Here is a 22,314-nt window from a genome sequence, read left to right as displayed (position 1 = left end):
CCGGAGCCCCAGCTGAGGCGGGGGTGCCGGCCCCCGTGGCCGTGGAGCTCGTGCACACCTTCTCGCTGCTGCACGACGACATCATGGACGGGGATGCGATGCGCCGCGGCCGTCCCGCCGTCTGGGCGGCGTACGGCACCGGTCCCGCCGTCCTCGCCGGTGACGCGCTCTTCGCCCTGGCCGTCGAGACCCTCGCCGCGACCCCGGCGACGCCGCGTCTGGCGGGAGCCGTGCGACAGCTCACCGCGGCCCTGAACGACCTGGTCCGAGGTCAGGCGGACGACCTGCTGTTCGCGCACCGCCCATGGACCGGCCCCGAGGCGGTGAGCGCGGCGGAGTACGCGATGATGGCCGAGCACAAGACGGGCGCCCTGCTCGGCTGCGCGCCCGCCCTTGGTGCGCAACTCGCAGGCGCGCCGCACCGGACGGTCGCTGCTCTCGATCGCGCCGGGCGCCATCTCGGCGTGGCCTTCCAGATCGCCGACGACGTTCTCGGCATCTGGGGCGATCCCGCTGTTACCGGCAAACCGGTGCACAGCGACCTGCGGCAGGGAAAGAAGACATTTCCTGTCCTAGCGGCCCTGGACGCCTCCGGTGGGTCGGCGCTTGCCGAACTCCTCGCATCCCGCGCCGCCTTGGACGACACGGCCGTACGTCTGGCGGTTGCGCTCGTCGAGCAGGCGGGCGGCCGGGGCGCGGCTCTGCGCGAGGCGCGCCGTCATCTCGCGGCGGCGGACGGTCTGTTGGCCGGTGCCGGCCTGGCGCCGCGAGCGGTCGAGGACCTGCGCACCCTGCTGTCCTCCCTCGCCCATCGAGTGATCTGACCTTCTTCGCCCCGGCCTGGCTGCCTGCTGTGTGCCCGAGGCAATGCGAGGTCCGTCACATCCACGTGTCAACGGACCCGGTCGGGCAACCGTTCCAGCCGTCTTCGCATCTGTTCGGACGACGCACAGTTGGTCACCTGTCGATCACCGAGACATGAAAATTCGTAAAGAAATCGCCTTGAAAGTTGCAAAAGGGATCTTCCTTCTTTACATGTACATGGTGAATCGGTGAAGGTGTCGCCTCGGGGCCCGACAGCCCCCACGGTGCTCAACAGCGCTGTGTGTCAGGACGGTTGGCGATCCCGGCCGCCCATGTTCAAAGGAACTCAGTGCGTAGACCCCACATACGCCGTCTGGCGATCGCCGTCGCGGTGACGACGGCTGCCACGATCCCGGCGGGCCAGGCTCTTGCGACCACGCCCGACTCGCCCTCACGTGTGGCGACTTCGGCGTCCTCTCCGGTGGACGCGGCCAAGGCGGCCGCCTTCGTCCACGCGTCGGCCACCGGTGTCACTCAGGGCGACACCCTGCAGGCCAAGGACGTCATGGTCGACCCGGACGGCAAGCAGCACGTCCGCTTCGTGCGCTCTCATGGCGGTATGCCGGTGCTGGGTGGCGACCTCGTCGTCCACCTCAGCAAGCAGTCCGCCTATCTCGGTGTGACGCGGGCCGCCGACCACGTGGTCAAGCCGGGCGCGACCAAGGCGAAGCTGACGGCCCAGCAGGCCGAGCAGAAGGCCGCCGCGGCCGCCAAGGGTGACGCGGGCAGTGCTCAGCTCGTCGTCGACGCCCGTGACGGCGCGGCCGCCCTCGCCTACCAGGTGCAGGTCAGCGGCAGCGACACCACGGAGGCGGGCGGCTCCCGCACGGTCGTCGTGGACGCCCAGACCGGCCGCATCCGCAGCAACACCCCCGTCATCGACGAGTTCATCTCGCCCTCGCTCGACGAGACCCTGCGCAAGCGCGGCGAGAAGCTGAGCCCCGAGACGGGCCTCGGCACCGACGCCGCGCCGTCCGCGTTCGCGACGGGCCAGGGCACCGCCCACTACCCGTCCACCGCCACCGGAAGCGGCAAGTCGCTCTTCGTCGGCAAGGTGACGCTGACCACCACGCGGACCGCGAGCACCACCTACGTCCTCAAGGACCCGACCCGGTGGAACACCGAGACCCGGGACGCCAGGGGCCAGGAGCTGGAAGCCTTCTCGCGCGGCAAGAAGTTCACCGACGGCGACAACAAGTGGGGCACCGGCACCACCTCCAGCCGCACCACCGCCGCGGTCGACGCCCAGTACGGCATCACCAAGACGCTGGACTTCTACAAGAAGACCTTCGGTCGCAAGGGCATCAAGAACAACAGCACCGGCGCCCGCGCGATGGTCCACTTCGGCAACAAGGTCGGCAACGCCTTCTGGGACTCGACCTGCGGCTGCATGCTCTACGGCGACGGAGACGGCGAGCTGTTCACCAAGCCGCTCGTCGTCCTCGACGTCACCGGCCACGAGCTGACCCACGGCGTCGTCGACGCGACCGCCGGCCTGGAGCCCACCCGTGTGGACCAGGACGGCAACCAGTACGGCGAGCCCGGCGCGCTCAACGAGTCGCTCGCCGACATCTTCGGGTCGAACGTCGAGTTCTCCGCCAACAACCCGAACAACCCGCCGAACTACCTCCTCGGTGAGAAGCTCGGGCTGGAGCAGAAGTTCCTGCGCCGCCTCGACCACCCCTCGCTGGACAGGCTGGAGGGGACGATCGACTACTGGTCCTCCGCGGCCTACGACACCGAGGTCCACGCGGGCTCCGGCGTCTCGTCGCACGCCTACTACCTGCTCGCCGAGGGCAGCGGCCGCAAGACGATCGGCGGCGTGGCGTACAACTCGCCCACGTACGACGGTTCGCGGGTGACGGGCATCGGGCGTACCAAGGCCACGGCGATCTACTACCGGGCGCTGACGCGGTACATGGTCTCCACGACCGACTTCCACGACGCGCGGAAGGCCACCCTCAAGGCGGCCGCCGACCTGTACGGCGCGAGCAGCACCGAGTACAAGACGGTGAACAAGGCCTGGGCCGCGGTCAACGTCACCTCGGCCAACACCCCGTCCGCCAATCACTGACGGCTGACGAACGAGGTTCGGGTGCCCCGCCGTACGGCGGGGCACCCTTCGACGTTCACGGGGCTCAGTGCTGCTGCGTCTTCTGCGGCGTCACCTCGCTGGGCCGGACCACGACGTAGCCCTCGCCCTCCAGCTTCAGCTGCACGGCCTCGCCGGAGCCGCCGCGGATCATCGAGCCGATCGACTGCGACCGGTGCAGCGAGGTGTGGAGGTGAGCGGTCCAGCCGACGATCGCATCCGTGTCGACGAACACCGGCTGCTGCGGCGAGACGGGGATGACCAGCGGGTTTCCCTCACAGATCAGCCCGAGCCGGCCATGCCCGGTGAAGACGCTGTTGAACAGGCCGCCGCCGGTGATGCCCGCGCCCTTCACGGTCTTGATCTCGTACGACAACGTGGAGTCGAAGCAGAGCACGTTCCGGCCGTTGACCGTGAAAACGTCACCCGGCTCGATGTCGACTATGAAACAGTTCTGCGCCTCGTGCGCGAACCAGGCCTCGCCCTGCCCGCGCACCGCCATCAGCGGCAGACCCTCACCGGTGACCGCACGCTTGAGCATGCCGCCCACGCCCTGGCCCTTGCGCTCGAACTGCAGATTCCCCCGGAAGGCGATCATCGCCCCCTGCCGCGCGAACATGTCGCCGTTGACGGCGTACTTGATCGACTTGGCGTTCTGAATGGTCATGCCCGGCGCGACGGCGGGCTGCACCATGTGGTCACTGGAAAAGAGATCACCCTTCATGCGGGGCATCTTGGCCCGGAGGCTTCCATTCCGCCAAGATCGCGGAGTTGCCGTTCCCGAACGTCCGGGTACCTGTGGATTTTCGGGCGCCCGGACTGGCGCCGGCCCCGGCGGGCTGGCACCGTGGCGGGCATGGGACATCGGCTCGATGACGTGAGTTCCGCAGCTCGGCTGGCCGCTCCGGACGAGGGCATCAGCCAGGAGGAGCTGGCCCTGGCCGCCCGGAACCACGGACTGCCGCTGGAGGCGCTGCGGTACGACGTCACACCGCCCGGCCTGCACTATGTGCTCACGCACTACGACATCCCCGACGTCGACGGCGCCCCGTGGCAGCTGACCCTGGGTGGCCGGGTAAGGCGTCCCCTGCAACTGGGCATGGACGACCTGAGGTCGTATCCGGCGGCCACCGTCCGGGTGACCATGGAGTGCGCGGGCAACGGCCGGGCCCTGCTGACGCCGCGGCCGGTGAGCCAGCCGTGGCTGGTGGAGGCGGTCGGCACGGCCGAGTGGACGGGTGTGCCGCTGCGCCTGCTGCTCGCCGAGGCGGGCGTCGAACCGGACGGTGTGGACGTCGTCTTCACCGGCGCCGACCACGGGGTCGAACGCGGCGTCGAGCAGGACTACCAGCGCGCGCTCCCGCTGGACGCGGCCATCGGCGAGGAGTCCGAGATCCTCGTCGCGTACGAGATGAACGGTGCCCCGCTGCCGCCCCAGCACGGTCGCCCGCTGCGTCTGGTGGTGCCCGGCTGGTACGGCATGGCGCACGTGAAGTGGCTGCGTGACGTCACGGTCGTCGACACCCCGTTCACGGGCTTCCAGCAAGCCGTGGCCTACCGGCTCCGCCAGGACGCCGGCGACGAGGGCGAACCCGTCACCCGGATCGCGCCGCGCGCCCTGCTGATCCCGCCCGGCTTCCCGGACTTCATGTCCCGGACCAGGGTGGTCCGCCCCGGCGCCGTACCGCTGACCGGACGCGCCTGGTCGGGCCGCGCACCGGTGACCGGAGTAGAGGTGAGCACGGACGCGGGCCGCTCCTGGCACCCGGCGGAGCTGGAGCAGGTAACCGGTCACCGCTGGGCCTGGCGCCGGTGGACCTTCCCCTGGGACGCCACACCCGGCAGCCACGTCCTGAGTGCCCGGGCCACGGACGCCGAGGGCCACACCCAGCCCTTGGACCAGCCGTGGAACCGAGGCGGCTTCGCCATCAACCTGGTCCAGCGGGTGAGTGTCCTGTGCCTGGACGCCGGCGACTCCGGCACCCCGGGTGAGTCCCGCTGAACGACTGAACGGGCGCACGGCGCCCCGGTCCGCTCTCGCACGTCCCCAACAAGCGTGTCCTGTGCGGGGGTTGACCGTGAAGACCTCCACTGGTTCAGTGGCTGAGCCACTGGACCACTCAGCCACTCGCCCCAGGGGGAACTGTGGAGGCACTGCCGCGCGAGACGATCGTGGACGTCCTGGAGGACCGGCTGCGCGAGGACATCCTCAACGGCCGCCACCCGACGGGCAGTTACCTGCCACCGGAACGCCGGCTCGCCGACGGCTACGGCGTCACCCGCACCACGCTCAAGCACGCCTTCGGGCGACTGGTCACGGCAGGCCTGCTGGAGACCCGGCACGGAGTCGGAACCCGGGTGCGCGACTACGTGCGCCTGGGCGGCGCCGACCTGCTGCCCATGCTCGTCCGCCACGACGCCCGATGGGTCCAGGAGGTCTTCGAAGTGCGGCGCAGCATCGGCGCGTTGATCGCCGAGCGGGCCGCGTCACGCGCCACCGCCGGCATGCACGACGAACTGCGCGCACTCCTGGAAGCCGTACGGGAGGCCGAGGACACCGACGCGGTGCAACTGGCCGACGTGGAAGTGCACCGTGCGCTCGCCCGGGCCACCGGCAACCGCGTCTACGTCCTGCTCACGAACACCCTCTTCAACGCCTACCTGCCGGTGCGCGCCGCACTCGAGGGGCCCTTCACCGACCCCGCGGCGGCCCACGCGCGGCTGGCCCCGGTCGTCGAAGCCGTGACCGCCGGCGACGCCCGGCAGGCGCACACCGCGGCCGACGCCTACCTGGAGGCCACCGAACGCCTCATGCGGGAGAACCTCGCGTGAGGGGCACCGCGTTCACCGAGACGATGCTCGGCACGGTCCGCCTCGACGGCGAGCAGCACGCGAAGCAGACACGCCGCATCCGCCTCGACCTGCGAGCCGAGGCCGACCGTCTGCTGCGCCCTCACCGGACGACCGAGGCCCGTCTGAGCGGCCGGATCAGGATCGCGGGATGGGCCGACGACCCGTGCGCCGAGGGCGAGTTGGAGATCTCCCCGCTTTCCCGACGCCGTATCCGCTACCGGCTCACGTTCACCGCGAACGGCCGCGTCCTCACCCTCGACGGCTGGAAATCCGTGACGCCCCGCAGCCCCGTCACCTCGATGACCGTCCTGCCGTTCACGCTGTACGAGGGGGATGCGCGGGTGGGTGAAGGAGTGCTGCGTTTCCCTCTCGCCACCGGTCTCGCGCCCTTCCTCCTCAGCTTCCGCTTCCCCCGGCGCGACACCGGCGCGGAGCACCTCGCGCCGCGATGGAACGGTGACCCGGGGCGCACCGAGGTCTGGTACACGACGCTGACCGATCCGGCGAGCGGCACCGGCGTCTGGCTGCACCACGAACTGACCGCGCCCGCCGACGGATCCGAGCCGACGGCGCACGGCTGGGTCGCGGCCTTCCCCCGCCGCGGCGAGGTACGGCACGCCCGGTTCGGACCCGTCCCCTGGAAGAGCCCCGCGAGCGGGTTCACGGCAGACGGCGTCACCGCCATGCCCGGCCGACTGACCGGCACCGCGGGCGAGTTCGGCTGGGACCTCACCGAACGCGCCGAAGGGCCTGCGCTGTTCACCTTTCCGCGCTGGTCCTGGCGCCGCCCCCTGCTGCCCGCCGCCCAGATGCTCCCGGCCGCGCGGGCCACGTACGAGGGCACCTTCTCTTACGGGGACCGTACGGTGAACCTGGCCGGCGCACCCGGCGCCACGGCCCGCATCTACGGGCACGGCAACGCCCGGCGCTGGGCCTGGCTCCATGCGGAGCTGGGCGGCGGCGACGTGCTGGAGATCGTCGCGGCGGTCTCCACCCGCCCGGGCCTGCGCCGGCTGCCGCCGCTGGTGTTCCTGCGCCTGCGGCGCCACGGCCGCACCTGGCCGCGGCGTGCGGAGCGGTCGGCGATCGGGCTGCTGGGCCTTGGGCGGTTCCGGGCACGGATCGGCCTGCCCGGCTGGACCGTGACAGGCCGCACCGCCCTGCGCCGCATCCGCGTCGAGGTCACCCAGCCCGCCGAGCGCACCCTCACCCTGGAGTACCGCGATCCGGACGGCTCCCGCGCCGTATGCCGCAACAGCGAGACGGCCGACGCCCGCGTCGTACTGGAGCGCTGGTGGGGCCGCTGGCGCCCGGAAGCCGACTGGGCCCTCGACGCCACCGCGCACGCCGAGGTGGGCGAGCGGTGAGCGCCGAAGGAATCGTCGCCGCGCTGCTCGCCGACACGGGCGACGAGGCGTGGCCCGCCCGGGTGCCGGACCGCCTGGACGCCCTCCTCGACGCGATGCCCGGTCCCGCGCGAACCGGCGTACGGATGGGTCTCGCGGCGGTCGAGACGTACGCCGTCGCCCGCACCGGCAGACGCCTGGCGGCCCTCGACCTCGACGGACGCGAGGAAGTCCTCGGCGCGCTCGGTGGGCGCCCCGCGCTCGCCCCGCTGCTGGATGTCCTCAAGGTGCCCGTCCTGCTCGCGGCGGCCACCGAGCGGCTGCTCGCGGTATCCGGCGGACCCGCACCCCGTCCAACACCGGAGGACCCGCCCCTGGACTGCACACCGGCGGATGCCTGGCCCGCGCGCTCCACCGCCGACGCGGTGGTGGTCGGATCCGGAGCCGGCGGAGCGATGGCCGCCCGCACGCTCGCCCGGGCCGGACTGAGCGTCGTCGTGCTGGAGGAGGGGGAGCACCACTCGACGGCCTCCTTCGGCCGAAGGGCACCGCTCGACCGGTTCACCGAGCTGTACCGGGACGGCGGCGCCACCTTCGCCCTGGGCAACCCGCCCCTCCTGCTGCCCGTCGGACGCGCCGTAGGCGGCACCACCGTGGTCAACTCCGGTACCTGCTACCGCACTCCGGCCCCCGTACTGGAGCGCTGGAGCCGCCACGGCTTCCGGCTCGCCGAACGCTTCGGACCCTGGCTCGACGAGATCGAGCGCACCGTGCGCGTGGCCACCCAACCGCTCGACGTCCTGGGCCACAACGGACTGCTCGCCCTCACCGGGGCCGAACGGCTCGGCTGGCGCGCCGGGCCCCTGCGCCGCAACGCCCCCGGATGCAGGGGCTCCTGCCAGTGCGTGGTGGGCTGCCCCACCGGCGCCAAGCAGAGCGTGCAGCTCTCCGTCCTGCCCGACGCCTGCACCGCGGGGGCCAGGATCGTGACGGGCGCACAGGTACGGCGGATCCTGCTGGACCGCGACCGCCCCGGCGAACCCCGGGCAGCCGGTGTCCAGGTACGGCGGCCGGACGGCGGCCGGCTGGAGATCCTCAGTCCGCTCGTCGTGACCGCCGCCGGAGCGCTGCACACACCGGCGCTGCTGCGCCGCTCGGGACTGGGCGGCCATCCGCGCCTAGGCCGCAACCTCAGCGTGCACCCGGCCACCAGCGTCGCCGGACGCTTCACCGAACGTGTCACCTCCTGGCAGGGCGTACTGCAGAGCGCCGGCATCGAGGAGCTCCACGACCGGGGCATCCTCATCGAGGCCACCGCGAGCCCGCCCGGCATGAGCAGCTTCGTGCTGCCGGGCCTCGGCCGGGCGCTGCGCCGCGAACTGGAGGGCGCGGAGCACCTCGCGACCCTCGGCGCCATGATCGCCGACCGTCCCTCGGGCCGAGTCCAGGGACGCGAGCGCACCCTCGTCCGCTACGACCTGGACCGTCGTGACGGCGACCGGCTGATGACCGCTGTCCGGGCCATGGGCCGGCTCCTCTTCGCGGCGGGCGCCGAAGAGGTCCTCACCGGCATCCCGTGCGCGCCCCGCGCCCGCTCGCTCGGCGAACTGGACGAGCTCCTCGCCGCCGTGGACGCGCGCCGGCTGCACCTCTCGGCGTTCCACCCCACCGGCACGGCCGCCGCCGGCGACGACCCCGAGCGCGCCCCGGCGGACCCCGAGGGCCGACTGCGGGGTGTGCGCGGCGTCCTGGTCGCCGACGCGTCCGTGCTGCCGTCCTGTCCGGAGGTCAACCCTCAGCTGAGCGTCATGGCGGCGGCCCTGGGCATCACGGAATCGCTCGTCGAACGCGAGGGCGGCAGGCCACAGCGCTGATACAGGCGAAGGTCAGGCGAGCGCCCGGTCGCCGCCCAGCCCGGCACGGCGGAGCATGAGGGCATGGGCACCGGCACGGGACGCACACGGGCGGCGCGCCTGGCGGCGTGGGTGCTCGCCGTCCTGTCCCTCGCCGTCGTGATCGCCACCGCCACCGCGCGCAGCACCGTGCTGGACGCGGGGTTCTACCGGTCCGTACTGGACGACCAGCACGCATACCCGCGGCTGTACGACCAGGTCCTGGTCGATCCCCGGGTCAGCCCCGTGACCAGGGACCTGCTCGGCCGGCTGCCGGTCCCGGAGGCGGCGGTGACGTCCAACCTCAAGACGGTGCTGCCGCCCGAGACGCTTCGCGCCCTCACGAACGAGCAGATCGGACACCTCGTCGCCCATCTGCGGGGCGACGAGGACCCGCTGCGTCTGTCGGTCGACGTCCGGCCCCTGGCGGCGAACCTCGGAGACCTCTCGCAGATCTACTTCGGCGACCTCGTGGGCTCCCTGCAGGAGACCCCCGAACCCGATTTCGCGGCCTTTCGCGCCGGGCTCGTCCAGGCCGTGACCCGGCTGACCGCGGGACAGGCACCGGTCCGGCTGCCCAGCCTCTCCCTGACCGCACAGCAGGTCTCGGCCGCGGCCGACACACTGCTGCGAGCCGTACCGGAGAGCGGGCGGCCGGCGCTGCGCCCGGACGTCGAGGCGGCTCTCGCCGACGGCGATGTCGCCGGTGCACTCGCCGCCGTCGGACCGGCCGTCTTCTCCGACCGTACGCGTGCGGCCGCCGCGGATCTGCGCAAGGTGGCCGACGGCGGAACCTGGAACATCACGGCCGACCTCGGAGCGGGCTCGGTCGGCGCCCTCGACCAGGCGCGCGCCGGGACGCGACTCGCGCTCGGCGTGGTCGAACCCCTGGCCCTGCTGGTGGCCCTCGCGTCCCTCGCCGTGCTGTGGTTCACCGCGCCGCCAAACGTGCCCGGCCGGCTGCGGCAGCTGGGCTGGGCGCTCGGCGCGGGCGGCCTCACGGCGGCCGTCCTCGCCCTCGTCCTGGGGCTGATGACCGGCCGCAAGGTACTGGACACGCCGTCGTCCTGGCCGGAGTCGGTCGCGCGGCTGGTCGACGACGTGCAGACCGCCGCCTTCGACCGCATGCTCACCGCCGCCCTGACGACCGCCCTCGTGCCGCTGCTCGCGGGCGCCCTCCTCGTCGCCCTCGCACGGCTCATGGAACGACGACCGGACCCTTTCGCCACTCGCCGTGCCCAGGCCGTGCCCGCCCTCGGTGCCACGGCGCTCGCCCTGGCCGGGGTGGCCCTGGTGCCGCTCGCGTTCACCGGCCAGGACGCCCGCGTCTGCCAGGGCAGCACCCGCCTGTGCGACCTGCCGTACGACGAACTCGCCCAACTCACCTCGCACAACGCGATGTCCACGACGGCGGACCGGTTCATCGGCCCGCTCCAGGACCCCGGTATCACCGGCCAGCTCGACGACGGCGTACGCGCCCTGCAGATCGACACCTATCACTGGGAGCGGCCCGATCAGGTCGCCGAGAGGCTCAAGGAATCCGACATCCCGCCCGAGGCGCAGAAGTTCGTCCTGGACGCCGTCAACCGGTTCAACCCCGCGCGCGAGGGGTGGTGGCTGTGCCACTCGGTGTGTCGCGCGGGCGCGCTCGAACTGGTGTCGACACTGCGGGAGTTGGGGGACTGGCTGCACGCGCACCCCACCGAGGTCGTCACTCTCATCGTGCAGGACGACATCAGCGGCACCGACACGGCACACGCCGTCGAACAGGCCGGGCTGACGGACCTGCTGTTCATCCCCGACGAGGACCCCCACCACCCTTGGCCCACCGTCGGCGACATGATCGACGACGGCCACCGCCTCGTCGTCTTCGCCGAGCGGGCCGACGGCCCCGCACCCTGGTACCGGAACTTCTACCGGTACGGCATGGAGACGCCGTTCGCCTTCCGGTCCGCGCAGGAGATGACCTGCGCACCGCACCGCGGGGGCACGGACAAGCGGCTCTTCCTCCTCAACCACTTCATCACCATCGACGGCGGCAGCCGCCTCGACGCCGGACAGGTCAACCGGCGCCAGGACGTGCTGGACCGTGTCCACGCCTGCGAGCGCGAGCGCGGCCGCCCGGTCAACTTCGTCGCGGTGGACTACACGACGATCGGCGACGCCGGGGGAGCGGTGAACGCCCTCAACACCGAGCGCGCACACGACCGTTGACGGCGGGCGCTCCGAGTTCCGGCACCGTGGCGCCGCTCCGGCCGTGAAGACCTGACGAGTTCCTCATATCCGTCCGCCAAGGTCGACACATGATCAGATCCATACGGATACCGGCCGCCGTCCTGGCCACCTCGCTCCTGCTCGCCGGCTGCGGAGGCGACAACGGGGCGGCGATGGACCATGTGACCGGCGCCGCCCCCGAACCGGGGAACGGCACAAGTCACGCAGCCAGGACCACGCCCGCTCCGCAAGTCTCCCCACGGACGGCACCCCAGCAGGTGCCGGGGCTGGGACCGAAGACCTGGGCCAAGGTCCCCTCCACTGCCCGTCAGGTCGTCGTCGTCACCGGACGGGGCCGCGACTCGTCCGTGTCCACCGTGGTGCTGTACGAACGCACCGCCTCGGGCTGGCAGGCCGGTGCGAGTTGGCCCGCGCACAACGCCGCCAAGGGCTGGAGCGACCATCACCTCGCCGGTGACCTCCGCTCGCCCGTCGGCGTCTACGCCCTCACGGACGCCGGAGGGCTGCTCCCCGACCCCGGCACCCGGCTGCTGTACGACCGCGGACCCGCTTTCGCCGCCGTCGGAACGGGTTTCGAGGGCGAGCCGCTGACCGGCTCGTTCGACTACGTCATCGCCATCAACTACAACCGCAGGCCCGGAACCACGCCCTTGGACTGGACCCGCCCGCTGGGCGCGGCACGCGGCGGCGGAATCTGGTTCCACGTCGACCACGACGGTCCCACCCACGGCTGCGTCAGCGTCGCCCGGGCGCACATGAAGACCCTGCTGCGCACACTGGACCCGGACCGGAGCCCTGTCGTGGTCATGGGTGACGGCGACTCCCTGCGGAAGTGAACACCCCTCGGCAAGGCGCCATGGCGGGCGTGGGTGAAGGTGGCAGGCGGATATGAGGAAGTTGTCAGGGTGTGGGAAGTGCCTCCCGCCCGGCCACTGCCCTCTCCGGTGCGCTTAGCATCGGCCTCGTGTGTGCACATGTGCTGGTCGCTGAGGACGATGAGATGCAGGCGGAGCTGATACGCCGCTCGCTGCTGCAGGAGGGCCACAGCGCAACCGTGGTCCACGACGGTGCGGCCGCGCTCGACGCCGTCCGGCGGCACAGGCCGGACCTCGTCGTGCTGGACCTGATGCTCCCGGTCATCGACGGCCTCGGCGTGTGCCGGGTGCTGCGGCGCGACGAGGACATCCCCGTCCTGATGCTCACCGCCCGCTCCGCCGAGGAGGACATCCTGCTCGGCCTGGAACTCGGCGCGGACGACTACATGACGAAGCCCTACAGTCCGCGCGAACTGATGGCCCGCATCCGCACCGTACTGAGGCGCAGCGGGCGCACCGCTCTTGATCCCGAACGCCGCGAAGGGCGGACCGTCCGGGCCGCCGGGATCAGCGTGGACCCCGCACGCCACAAGGTGCTGTGCGACGGGAGGCCCGTGGAATGCACCCCGGGCGAGTACGAGATCCTGCTGGCCATGGCCGGCGAGCCCGAGCGGGTGTTCTCCCGGCGGCAGTTGCTCCAGTGCACCCGCGGCATCGACCGGGCGTCCACCGAGCGGGCCATCGACGTGCACATCATGAACCTGCGCAAGAAGATCGAGGCGGACCCGCGCAGCCCCGTGCGGCTGCTCACCGTGTTCGGCGTGGGGTACAAGCTCAGCGGCGACCGAGGATGAGGTCCGGCATCCCGCTCCGCAAGAGTCTTCTGGTACGGCTGCTCATCACCTCGGTGCTGATCGCGATGTGCTCCGTGGCGGCCACTGCCTGGCTGGCGGTGGAGACGACGACCCGCGCCCTCCAGGAGGAACAGGGGCAGGTTCTCGCCGACGACACGGAAATCCTCCGGGAGCTCAGCGCCTACGCGGCGACCCACCGGGACTGGCACGGCGCCGGGCACACGGTACGCACGCTGTCGGAAAGGACGGGACGCCGCATTGCTCTGACAACGCCGGAGCGGACGCCGATCGCCGACTCGGCGACCGTGCGGACGTCCCTGCCGCCCCGGGCCGCCGCCACCGTCGACCCGCTGCGCACCGACACCTATTCGGAACGGGGCGCGCAGCTCAGCGGGATCGACCCCCGCGCAGTGGGGCCGTACCGGCTGACGGACAAGGAGCGCGCACGCCTCGGCAAGTTGGCGCTGATCCGGCAGCAGTGCTTTCGGCGCAACGGGTTCGAGACGACGATCGTGCGGACCCCCAGCGGCCGCCCCGTCCTCACCGGAGAGGACGGCGGCAACACGGACGACTATGTGCCGACCGAGTGCGCCGACGGGAGACTCAACACGCCCACCCCCACGGAGACGAAGGCCCTGGCCGAACTGACAGGGCTCGTCCGGACCTGCCTGACGCACAGTCGGCTGCCCCTTACCGACCCTCTGGCCGTCACACTGGACTTCACGTATCCGGCCGTGCGGCCGCGGTACAGCGCCGGAAGGCATCCGGCCCCGACGACGGCCGCCACGGACCGGGCGGTGAAGGAGTGCATCGACAGCGCCCGCCGTCATCAGCTCGACGCGTACGTCGCCCCGACGGCCGAACTCTTCCTCGGCAGCGGGAGCAGCGCCCCGCCCCACTTCGACATGTCACCGGCCAACAAGGCGAAGGTCGTCGGAGTCGCCGCGCTCGTCCTCGCCCTCACGGTCGCTGTGACCGCACTGGTCGCCACCCGGCTCGTACGACCGCTGCGCGCCCTCACCCACGCGGCGCAGCAACCGCCCGAACAGCATGTACGTGTGCCCGTCACCACCCGGGACGAGACCGGCATCCTGGCCGAGGCGTTCAACGACCTGACCGAACGCCGCGAACGCCTGGAGGCGCAGCGCAAAGCGATGGTCAGCGACATCGCCCACGAACTGCGCACCCCACTCACCAACATCCGCGGCTGGCTGGAGGTGACCCGGGACGGTGTCGTCGCCCCCGACCCCGAACTGCTCGCCTCCCTGCACGAGGAGGCGCTCGTGCTCCAGCGCGTCATCGACGACCTCCAGGACCTCGCCGCCGCCGACGCGGGCACGCTGCGCCTGCACCGCGAACCGGTCCGCGCCGACGAACTCCTCGAACAGGTCGCCGCGGCCCACCGGGTGCGCGCGGACGGAGCAGGCATCCGCCTGCGCACGAAGGCCGGCGGCGCCCCGTGGCTCGACGCGGACCCGGTCCGGATGCGGCAGGCGCTGGGCAACCTCGTCTCCAACGCGATACGGCACACTCCGGCCGACGGCACGATCACGCTCTCCACCCGTACGGACGGCGACCACGTCGTCCTTGAGGTCGCCGACACCGGCACCGGCATCGCCCCGGAGGACCTGGCCAGTGTCTTCGAGAGGTTCTGGCGGGCCGAGAAGTCCCGCAGCCGGCGTACCGGTGGCAGTGGGCTCGGCCTGTCCATCGTCCGCCAGCTCGCCGCCGCCCACGACGGTACGGTCACGGCCACCAGCGAGCCGGGCGTCGGCTCCGTCTTCACGCTGCGGCTCCCTGTCCTGCGGCCGGGTGGGGGTTCCCCGGCCGGCATCGCATCGCCCGCCGACGTACAGGGTGATCCGTCAGCCGTGTGAGACGTTCAGCCCGTAGAAGGCGACCCGCGCACCCTTCGTGGTGCTGTCGGATGACGACTGGTTGTAGGAACCGGCCTTGAAGTACTGCTTGTACGGGAAGAACGACGACGGAATCGGGTAGTGCGTGGTGCTGCCGTTGACGGTCAGGTCGATGGTGCGGCCGCCGGAGACCGCGATGGTGTAGTTCCAGGTCTTGCCGACCGACACATGTCCCACGGTGTGCAGGGTCTGGCCGCCCGCTGGTGAGTTCTCGGTGCCGATGACGATGTCGCCGCTGGAGCGGTAGTACAGCTCAAGCAGCGGTTTGGTGGACGAGCCGCCGGAGCCCAGGTGGATCTGTCCGACGCAGACGTTGGAGGTGACCGACACCACGCGAAGCGTCGCGCTCATCCGGTGGCTGCCGCCCAGCGGCCAGTCGGCGGCGCTGCCGTTGCGGTTCATCTCGCGCAGCTCGGAGCGGGCGTAGTGGGAGTTGGGGGTGGTGACGCCCTTCTCGGGCGCCCAGAACGTCATCGCACCGTCTCGGGTGTCGGTGTAGAAGTACGCGTCCTGGTAGCCGTTGGCTCCTTGCAGGCGGGCGGAGGAGATGGTGGTCGGCGAGCCGGGGGAGCCCACGGGTTCCTGCAACTGCCAGATCGAGAGGTCGAAGTTGCCACCGGGCGCGACGTTCGGGTCGGCCGCGCCTGCGTTGGAGGTGCCCAGCAGGGTCACCGCGGAGACGATGCCCGCGACGGTGGCCGCTGCCAGTGCCCTGGAACGAGTCATGTCGACGTCCTTCGGGGTGTGGGGGGAAAGGGGTTCATGCTGGATGTTCACGTGGATGAACATTGAGCGCCTCTGTGAACCCGACGTCTGTGCGGTGACGGTAAAGGTCTGAACCAACGGCGTCAAGAGGGTGAGCGCGAGCGGGAGTTGAGGCTCGATGCCGCTCCCTCCGGAGGGGTGATCGGAGAGGCGATCGGGGTGTCGATCGAGGTGATGACCGGGTTCATGTGGCCAAAGCCACGGATTTTCAGTGGTTTCGGCCACTTCTCCGCAGAGGGTCACGAGCTAGCGTTTCCGTTCCCGCCCCCACTTGTTCGGACGGCCCCGTGCTCGCAGATCTCTCCTCGCTCATAGCGGCGACCGCCCAGTGGCTGACGCGTTCCTATCCGTCGGACGGCAGCGCGATGGACTCGGCTCTCTCCGAGGTACAGGCCCGGCAGGCCGTGACCGTCGCGGCGTGGCTGCGCTATCCGACGCGGATGGACGCCGCGCTCGTCGGAGTGGCCGGACCCGGCGGCTCGGGCCGCCTCGACTGGATCACCGGAGCGGACGGCGGCGTCCACGAAGCCGGGGACGGCGGTGTGGACGCGGCCGCGTGGCGCACCTGGGTGGACGAGGTCGTGGCCAGCTGGGCTGCCTGCTTGCTGACCGATCCGGAACTGGCCGGCACGGCGGTGGCCGCACTCGCGGACTGCGATCACACGGCCGGCGTGCCGATCGAGTTCCGGCGCCTGACCGCGCCCGACCACCGCGCCCGGCGGGCCGCGGCGCTACTGCGCCACCCGGACCTCCTCGCTCCCATAGCCGATCTGCACCACGCCGCACTCCTGGACAGGCTGACGCCGGGCGAGGCGCTCACGGCGTAGAGCAGACGCAACCGGGGCAGCCGCCCGGCCGCTCGCGACACTCAGCTGACCAGCACCTGCGGACTGGCCTCTTTGAGCTCGGCGTTGGCCCACCGCATCTGCCGCAGGGTGTCCGGGTGGCAGTCCTGGACCAGCTTGAGGAGCTCGGCGTCCTTGAGGGCCTGTGCCGCCTGGGCGAGCATCTCCCAGTCGATGGACACCCCTGACGCGCCCGTGTAGATCTTCCGCAGATCGCGCAGCATCAGCACATCGCCCGTGCCGTGGCGGCCGATCCGCTCGTCGGCCTTCTCCCGCACGCGTTGGGTGAGAGAGGACTCCTCGGCGGGCTTGGGGTCCAGCTTCACTCCGAAGCGCTCACCTGCCTCGGCCAGCGCGCGCACGTGGCGCTGGGATCAGGTGGTCAGGTCGCGTGCGAGATGGTGGGTCTCGTGGTCCGCCTTGTTGCGCTCGGAGACGTCCAGCAGATGTCGGGCCGGCTCATTCTCGCTTCGGTGCAGCTCCCGAAGAACCGAGTCGATCTTCATGACCTGTCTCCCGAACTCGAGTACGGGCGCGAGCGGTCCTCTTCGTGGACCTCGGCCGGTGTTCCGCCCACCGTCGGCGGCACTCCGGCGGAGCGGGGCGCCGACGCGGCCGTGGTCGGGGCCGGGGCCGGGGCGGGGGCGTCCTGCCGGGCCACCAGGCGGACGCACGCGGCGGCCGTCTTGAAGAGCGGTTGTTTGGACGCCGGGTCCCAGTCGGTGAGCGTCAGCTCGTTGGCGGCGCGTGGGGCACCGCCGGGTTCGTGTCCGGCGTCCGTGTCCCAGTAGCCGTAGTGGAACGGCAGGAACACCACCCCGTCCCGGATGTCGGTGAGCCGTGCCGCGGCGCGTACCGACCCACGGGGCGTGGTGACCTCCACCAGATCGCCCTCGGTGACTCCCTCGGCTTCCGCGTCCGCAGCGGACAGCTCCACCCACATCCGCGGTGCGGCGGACTGCAGTTGCGGTGCACGGGCCGTCTTGGTCCGGGTGTGGAAGTGGTACAGCGTGCGGCCGGTGATGAGCAGCAGCGGATAGTCGTCACTGGTCTGCTCGTGCGCGGGAAGATAGGCCGCGGCCCGGATGACAGCCTTCCCGTCGGGATTGAGCGCCCGGTACTCGTCCGGTTCCAGCGGGGCGCCGGTCACCAGGTCGCGGCCGTAGCTCTCGCAGTGGTCCGGGTCGCTCCAGAAGTGTCCGCCGCCGTAGAGCCGTTCCGTGCCGTCGGGATGCTCCTCGTCGCACGGCCACTGGATGCCGCCGCGCTCGCGCAGCCCGGCGTAGGTGATGCCGGTGTAGTCGCAGGGGCGGCCACGGCTGCATTCCTTCCACGCCTCGAAGGCCGACTCAGGGTCGTGCCACTTCACCAGCGGCTTGTCGCTCCTGTCCGAGAGCTGCATCCGCGTGGCGTAGTCGAGGAAGATGTCGAGGTCCGGCCTGGCCTCGCCCGGCGGGTCGACGGCCTTCTCCGACAGGTGGACGGTGCGATCGGCGTTGGTGAAGGTGCCGGTCTTCTCGCCCCAGGTGGCAGCGGGCAGGACGACATCCGCCAAGTGGGCGGTCTCGGTGAGGAACAGGTCCTGCACGACGAGGAAGAGCCTGTCCTGCGAGAGGAGGGAGCGCACGCGGGACAGCTCCGGCAGGGAGACGGCCGGATTGGTGCCGGTGACCCAGAGCATGCGGATCGACCCGTTCTCCACGTAACGCATCATCTGCATGGCATGGGTCGGCGGGCCGTAGTGGGGGATCTGCAGGGGTTCGACGTTCCACAGCTCGGCCAGCTCGGCGACCTGGGAGTCGTCGGCCCAGTTGCGGAATCCCGGGAGGTCTCCGTCCGCGCCGCATTCGCGGGTGTTCTGGGCGCTCGGCTGACCGTTCATCTGGAGCACTCCGCGGCCGGGCTCGCCGAGCATGCCGCGGATCAGATGCAGGTTGTTGACCTGCACGGCCGCGGCGGTGGCCTGGTGGGACTGGTAGAAGCCCTGCAGGACGGTGGAGAGCAGTCGCTCGGCCCCGCCCAGGATGCGGGCCGCCCGCCGGATCTCTTCGGCCGGTACGTCACAGATCTCGGACACCCGCTCCGGCGGGTACTCCCTCACGCGTTGTTCGAGCTCGTCGTAGCCGACCGTGTGGGCGTCGATGTACTCGCGGTCGATGTGGCCGCCTGCGACGACCTCGTGCAGCAGGCCGTTCATCAGGGCCAGGTTGGTGCCCGGCCTCGGGGCCAGGTGGACGGTGGCCTTGCGCGCGACCGGGCTGGGACGGGGGTCCACACAGACGACAGCGGGCGGGGTCGGCCCGGCCAGCCGGTCCAGGACACGGCTCCACAGCACCGGCTGCGTCTCGGCCATGTTGTGTCCGAACAGGGCGATGACGTCGGCATGGTCGATGTCGGTGTACGAGCCGGGCTGCCCGTCGCACGCGAAGGACTCCTTGAGGGCGGCGGCCGCCGTGGCCGTGCACAGCCGCGTGTTGCCGTCCAGATGAGGAGTGCCGAGCCCGCCGCGGGCGATCACGGCGAGCGTGTAGTACTCCTCCAGGAACAGCTGGCCGGTGGTGTAGAAACCGAGCGCCGAGGGCCCCTGCTCGTCCAGCAGCTCCCGGGTGCGGGAGACGATGCGGCGCATGGCCGTGTCCCAGTCCGTCTCCGTGAGCTCGCCGTCGATCCGGACCAACGGTTGGGTGAGGCGGTCGGGTGAGCCGTTGGCCTGCCAGCCGAAGAGGTCCTTCGGATCCAGACGGCCGTGGTTGACCCGGTCGTCCGCCCGGCCGCGCACCCCGACGATACGGCCGTCCTTCACTGCGATGTCCATCGCGTCACCGTTGGAGTGCAGGATCGATGCCGTGGGCACCCATCGATCCACCTGCTCGGCGGTGAGACCGTCCGCGAGGTAGGAATCCACCCGTACGGGCCATGTTTCACCCGGCCCGTACGGCGTGCGGCTGCCCCAGGGGTCCGCGATCCGGTCCATGCGTCCCATCTCAGTGCTCCTCGCGCGCGACGCTGTACGAATACCGGGCTTCCCCATGACCCTTCTGGGTCGCGACCGCTCTCCCGCTGCCGCGGACACGGACGGTGGCTGGGCCGCGAGGCCCGGCCACCGTGGCCTTCGTGCGGGGTGTCAGTCCTCCTTGCCGCGTCCGCTGAGGGCGTCGCGGAGCCGGTCGACGAGTCCGGCTCCCGGAGCCAGCAGTTTGTTGGCCGGAGGCTTGTCCGGGGCGGACGGGTGGGGGCGGGTCGGTGCCGTCTTCTTCGCCTGCCGGACCTTGTCACCCAGGTCGTCGAGCGTTCCCGGGGGAGCGGCGTCACGCAGCATGGGGAAGAGGTTCTCCTCCTCGTCGGCGACGTGCGAGCGGATCTCGGGCATCAGCACACCGATGAGCCGGTCGAACTCGGGGTCGTCCGCCTCGCAGCCCTCCAGGTCCTTCATGATCTGCTCGGCCCTGGAATGGTCGTCGATCTCCTTGTCCGCGATCATGTCCCCGTTGGCCAGGTACTGCCGCACAGCCGGGTACAGGTACGCCTCCTCGGCCACCGAGTGGCGAACGAGCTCCATCGTTGCCTGGTCCGCGTAGAGCTTGCGCTTCTTCTCGCCGGGCGGCAGCGCTTCGATCTTGCCGAAGAGCTCCTCGACCTCTCGATGATCGGTCATCAACTCGTTGATGACGTTTCCTCCATGCCCCATGTTGAGCACCTCCAGGCCGGTTGGTCGATTTCCTTGGCGGGTCCGTCGCGGCTTCCGGGTGCCCTCCTCACCGGAGGGTTAACGCGGATCGCGAACTGCTGCCGCCATCTCGTGACTGTGCAGGTGGTACACGTTGAACGCCCGGCGGATGACAGGCTGCGCGACGTTGCGGACCGGCACACCCCCGCTGGTCATGCCGTGCTCCGTACCCGAGTGCGCGTGTCCGTGGACGGCGAGGTCCGCACCCGCCGTGTCGACCGCCTCCGCCAGCAGGTAGCTGCCGAGGAACGGATAGATCTCCAGGGGCTCACCGGCCAGCGTGTCCGGTACGGGGGAGAAGTGCGTGAGGGCGATCCGCGTGCCGCAGCCCTGCGCGGCCAACTCGTCGAGGGACGTACGCAGTCCGTCGGCACAGCGGCGTGTGTACCGGATGAACTCCTTCATCAGGGGTTCGCCGAACTCGCTGCCGCTGCGTCCCACGAATCCGCCGCCGAAGCCCTTGGTGCCGGCGACGCCGACCCGTTCGCCGTCCACCTCGACGATCGTGCCCTGCCCTTCGAGGACGCGTACGCCTGCCTCGTCGAGGACGGCGGTGACCTCCTCGGGCTTCTCCTCGTGGTGGTCGTGGTTGCCGAGGACGGCGACGACCGGCACCGGCAGCCCGGCCAGCTCCTGAGCCACGACGCGTGCCTCCTCCGGTGTGCCGTGACGGGTGAGGTCGCCGGCGAGCAGCAGAAGATCGGCGCAGTCGGACAGGGTGTCGAAAGCCGGCCTGAGCAGGCCCTGACTGTCCAGACCCATGTGAATGTCTCCGACGGCCGCGACGCGGATCATGCCAGCTCCTCCGGATGGTCGGGAGCCGCGGCCTCCGCCACGACGATGTCGAAGTGGACGGACCGCCCGGCCAGTTCCTCGTTCACGGTGCGCATCAGCTCGTCGCGACAGTGCGCGGTCGGGACGGTGCCGACGACGGTCACGGCCGAGCCGCGGGCCTCGACCCGCAGGCCCAGTTCACCGGCTTCCTCCGCGGCAAGCCGCTCTTGCAGATGGGCGATGCGGTATTCGATGTTCTGGGCCGTTCCGGTGTCCGCCGCGGTCGTGGCGGACTCCGGCCGGCCTCCGGCACGTTCGTTCATCGGTGTCCTCCCTGCGGTGTGATGACTTCCAGGCGCTCCAGCAGGTAGAGGAAGGCAGCCGGCATCGGCTCGTCCCCGAAGTCGAGGCGGATCTGTTCCCAGTCGACCTTCTCGCGCAGTTGCCGGGCGATCGGCAGGACGGCGCCGAAGTCGCAGTGGTGCTCCGCGAAGGCGGCGAGCAGACTGCGCACCAGGTCGGTCGGGGCGAGCACGGGCATGTGCACCGAGTCCACCGACAGTTGGGTCGCCCTCGCGAGGAGCTCCGTGGTGACGGTCTGATGGGCCAGCTCGAAGAGGAGGTCGATGTCCTGGCCGAAGCACTTGGCCTTCATGAGCCAGTCCTCGGGCGGCGCGTACACCGTCAGACCGGCCTCCTCCAGCGTGGCGGCCACCGCGTCGGCGTCCTCCGGCCTGACACAGAAGTCGGCGTCGTGCTGGAAGTTGCCCGTTCCACCGTGCGCGTAGACGGCCACGCTCCCGGCCAGGGCGAACTCGTGACCGTGCTTCTTGAGAACCGACGCGACCTGTTTGGTCGCCTCCAGGATCGCCTGATTTCGGTCGGGGGGCAGCGCTTCCGCGTTCAGGTCGCTGCTGGGGCGGTCCACGTCCGGTCCGCCCGCCAGACGCAGGCCAGGAACCGCGCCCCGCTCCTCGCGAGCGGCGTCATCCGCGTTCTGCGTCACTGATGCTCCGTTTCCGGACGGCGGCTGATGCGCGACGGGCGCATGCCGACTGTCTGCGACTGAGCCTGCTCCAGGGGATATCGGCCCCCAGCCCTCTCGCAGCTGCCCCTGGGCGACCGGTCCCTGGGCGGTCACGTCCGTCTCAGGCGGCCGGTTCCGGAGGGGGCAGAGGCCCGGGGGCCGGTCCGGGCTTGGGATACGGATCTGGCCGGGGCGTCGGAGGCACCGGATCCGGCTCGGGCGGTGCGGGCCGCCCTGGCGGAACGGGATCGGGACCCGGGGCGGGTACGGGTCCCGGCAGCGGGCCGGGCTGCGGGTCCGTCGGGCCCG

At 71.1% G+C, this 22,314-nt stretch carries 20 protein-coding genes; 11 read left to right on the top strand and 9 right to left on the bottom strand.

The genetic code is table 11. The annotated features are described in order from the left end of the window. Together ACN6LB_RS40580 and ACN6LB_RS40575 are read left to right on the top strand one after the other, a co-directional pair. The coding region (locus ACN6LB_RS40580) for a polyprenyl synthetase family protein (RefSeq protein ID WP_445030254.1) at nt 1-824 on the top strand (824 nt) is incomplete at its 5' end. Between the two features lie 329 nt (nt 825-1,153). Continuing rightward, nucleotides 1,154-2,938, top strand: coding sequence for a M4 family metallopeptidase (locus tag ACN6LB_RS40575; RefSeq protein ID WP_445030253.1), 1,785 nt, complete (start codon nt 1,154-1,156; stop codon nt 2,936-2,938). Between the two features lie 64 nt (nt 2,939-3,002). Here the strand turns inward: ACN6LB_RS40575 and ACN6LB_RS40570 are convergent, their stop codons facing one another. Beyond that, complete coding sequence (locus ACN6LB_RS40570; RefSeq protein WP_356135212.1) at nt 3,003-3,680, bottom strand: AIM24 family protein; 678 nt, start codon at nt 3,678-3,680, stop codon at nt 3,003-3,005. A 132-nt stretch (nt 3,681-3,812) separates the two neighbouring features. On the opposite strand from ACN6LB_RS40570, the gene ACN6LB_RS40565 reads away from it, so the two are divergent. The 8 genes from ACN6LB_RS40565 (at nt 3,813) to ACN6LB_RS40530 (ending at nt 14,828) form a co-directional block, all read left to right on the top strand. Further along, the gene (locus tag ACN6LB_RS40565; RefSeq protein ID WP_445030252.1) at nt 3,813-4,958 is read left to right on the top strand and encodes a sulfite oxidase; all 1,146 of its coding nucleotides are present in this window, start codon (nt 3,813-3,815) and stop codon (nt 4,956-4,958) included. 143 nt (nt 4,959-5,101) lie between these two features. Further along, complete coding sequence (locus ACN6LB_RS40560) at nt 5,102-5,788, top strand: FadR/GntR family transcriptional regulator (protein ID WP_445030251.1); 687 nt, start codon at nt 5,102-5,104, stop codon at nt 5,786-5,788. Then, nucleotides 5,785-7,176 carry a hypothetical protein gene (locus ACN6LB_RS40555; RefSeq protein ID WP_445030250.1) on the top strand — a complete coding sequence of 464 codons (1,392 nt, stop codon included), beginning with the start codon at nt 5,785-5,787 and terminating at the stop codon, nt 7,174-7,176. Before ACN6LB_RS40560 ends, ACN6LB_RS40555 begins: the two co-directional genes overlap by 4 nt. Continuing rightward, complete coding sequence (locus tag ACN6LB_RS40550; protein ID WP_445030249.1) at nt 7,173-9,029, top strand: GMC family oxidoreductase N-terminal domain-containing protein; 1,857 nt, start codon at nt 7,173-7,175, stop codon at nt 9,027-9,029. Before ACN6LB_RS40555 ends, ACN6LB_RS40550 begins: the two co-directional genes overlap by 4 nt. A gap of 63 nt (nt 9,030-9,092) precedes the next feature. After that, a complete protein-coding gene (locus ACN6LB_RS40545) occupies nt 9,093-11,261 on the top strand; it encodes a hypothetical protein (RefSeq protein ID WP_445030248.1) in 2,169 nt (722 codons plus the stop codon). An 89-nt stretch (nt 11,262-11,350) separates the two neighbouring features. Continuing rightward, the gene (locus ACN6LB_RS40540) at nt 11,351-12,118 is read left to right on the top strand and encodes a L,D-transpeptidase family protein (protein WP_445030247.1); all 768 of its coding nucleotides are present in this window, start codon (nt 11,351-11,353) and stop codon (nt 12,116-12,118) included. A 128-nt stretch (nt 12,119-12,246) separates the two neighbouring features. After that, the gene (locus tag ACN6LB_RS40535; RefSeq protein WP_445030246.1) at nt 12,247-12,951 is read left to right on the top strand and encodes a response regulator transcription factor; all 705 of its coding nucleotides are present in this window, start codon (nt 12,247-12,249) and stop codon (nt 12,949-12,951) included. Then, nucleotides 12,948-14,828, top strand: a complete 1,881-nt coding sequence (locus ACN6LB_RS40530) for a sensor histidine kinase (RefSeq protein ID WP_445030245.1) — start codon at nt 12,948-12,950, stop codon at nt 14,826-14,828. The genes ACN6LB_RS40535 and ACN6LB_RS40530 overlap by 4 nt, the downstream gene beginning before the upstream one ends. Here the strand turns inward: ACN6LB_RS40530 and ACN6LB_RS40525 are convergent. Continuing rightward, on the bottom strand, nt 14,817-15,593 hold the full coding sequence (locus tag ACN6LB_RS40525) for a polysaccharide lyase family 7 protein (RefSeq protein WP_445030244.1): 777 nt from the start codon (nt 15,591-15,593) through the stop codon (nt 14,817-14,819). The genes ACN6LB_RS40530 and ACN6LB_RS40525 overlap by 12 nt on opposite strands. Nucleotides 15,594-15,919: 326 nt before the next feature. Here ACN6LB_RS40525 and ACN6LB_RS40520 point away from each other — a divergent pair, with 326 nt between their 5' ends. Continuing rightward, nucleotides 15,920-16,459 carry a hypothetical protein gene (locus ACN6LB_RS40520; protein WP_356135233.1) on the top strand — a complete coding sequence of 180 codons (540 nt, stop codon included), beginning with the start codon at nt 15,920-15,922 and terminating at the stop codon, nt 16,457-16,459. A 41-nt stretch (nt 16,460-16,500) separates the two neighbouring features. Here ACN6LB_RS40520 and ACN6LB_RS40515 read toward each other — a convergent pair whose 3' ends face one another. The 7 genes from ACN6LB_RS40515 to ACN6LB_RS40485 form a co-directional block, all read right to left on the bottom strand. Further along, the gene (locus ACN6LB_RS40515; protein ID WP_445030243.1) at nt 16,501-16,839 is read right to left on the bottom strand and encodes a hypothetical protein; all 339 of its coding nucleotides are present in this window, start codon (nt 16,837-16,839) and stop codon (nt 16,501-16,503) included. Nucleotides 16,840-16,851: 12 nt separating this feature from the next. Then, entirely contained in the window at nt 16,852-16,983 is a 132-nt protein-coding gene (locus ACN6LB_RS40510) for a hypothetical protein (RefSeq protein WP_445030242.1), read from the bottom strand. Further along, a complete protein-coding gene (locus ACN6LB_RS40505) occupies nt 16,980-19,460 on the bottom strand; it encodes a molybdopterin oxidoreductase family protein (RefSeq protein WP_445030241.1) in 2,481 nt (826 codons plus the stop codon). The genes ACN6LB_RS40510 and ACN6LB_RS40505 overlap by 4 nt, the downstream gene beginning before the upstream one ends. 141 nt (nt 19,461-19,601) lie before the next feature. Then, a complete protein-coding gene (locus ACN6LB_RS40500; protein WP_356135239.1) occupies nt 19,602-20,165 on the bottom strand; it encodes a hemerythrin domain-containing protein in 564 nt (187 codons plus the stop codon). 78 nt (nt 20,166-20,243) lie between these two features. After that, on the bottom strand, nt 20,244-20,999 hold the full coding sequence (locus ACN6LB_RS40495; protein ID WP_356135241.1) for a metallophosphoesterase family protein: 756 nt from the start codon (nt 20,997-20,999) through the stop codon (nt 20,244-20,246). Next, nucleotides 20,996-21,301: a hypothetical protein gene (locus ACN6LB_RS40490; RefSeq protein WP_445030240.1), complete on the bottom strand. Its 306-nt coding sequence runs from the start codon at nt 21,299-21,301 to the stop codon at nt 20,996-20,998. The genes ACN6LB_RS40495 and ACN6LB_RS40490 overlap by 4 nt, the downstream gene beginning before the upstream one ends. Beyond that, nucleotides 21,298-21,984 (bottom strand): nucleotidyltransferase family protein, encoded by a 687-nt coding sequence (locus ACN6LB_RS40485; RefSeq protein WP_356135245.1) that lies wholly within the window; start codon nt 21,982-21,984, stop codon nt 21,298-21,300. Before ACN6LB_RS40485 ends, ACN6LB_RS40490 begins: the two co-directional genes overlap by 4 nt. Between the last annotated feature and the right edge of the window lie 330 nt (nt 21,985-22,314).

Source organism: Streptomyces sp. SAS_270 (genome assembly GCF_052543295.1).
The sequence above is the reverse complement of the archived record's forward strand: the minus strand, read 5'-3'. Positions and strand labels throughout refer to the sequence as shown.

Coding starts and splice junctions, on each gene's coding strand:
- ACN6LB_RS40570 (WP_356135212.1), bottom strand. CDS start 3,680: ATGAAGGGTGATCTCTTTTCCAGTGACCACATGGTGCAGCCCGCCGTC.
- ACN6LB_RS40565 (WP_445030252.1), top strand. CDS start 3,813: ATGGGACATCGGCTCGATGACGTGAGTTCCGCAGCTCGGCTGGCCGCT.
- ACN6LB_RS40545 (WP_445030248.1), top strand. CDS start 9,093: ATGGGCACCGGCACGGGACGCACACGGGCGGCGCGCCTGGCGGCGTGG.
- ACN6LB_RS40540 (WP_445030247.1), top strand. CDS start 11,351: ATGATCAGATCCATACGGATACCGGCCGCCGTCCTGGCCACCTCGCTC.
- ACN6LB_RS40530 (WP_445030245.1), top strand. CDS start 12,948: ATGAGGTCCGGCATCCCGCTCCGCAAGAGTCTTCTGGTACGGCTGCTC.
- ACN6LB_RS40525 (WP_445030244.1), bottom strand. CDS start 15,593: ATGACTCGTTCCAGGGCACTGGCAGCGGCCACCGTCGCGGGCATCGTC.
- ACN6LB_RS40510 (WP_445030242.1), bottom strand. CDS start 16,983: ATGAAGATCGACTCGGTTCTTCGGGAGCTGCACCGAAGCGAGAATGAG.
- ACN6LB_RS40505 (WP_445030241.1), bottom strand. CDS start 19,460: ATGGGACGCATGGACCGGATCGCGGACCCCTGGGGCAGCCGCACGCCG.
- ACN6LB_RS40500 (WP_356135239.1), bottom strand. CDS start 20,165: ATGGGGCATGGAGGAAACGTCATCAACGAGTTGATGACCGATCATCGA.
- ACN6LB_RS40495 (WP_356135241.1), bottom strand. CDS start 20,999: ATGATCCGCGTCGCGGCCGTCGGAGACATTCACATGGGTCTGGACAGT.
- ACN6LB_RS40490 (WP_445030240.1), bottom strand. CDS start 21,301: ATGAACGAACGTGCCGGAGGCCGGCCGGAGTCCGCCACGACCGCGGCG.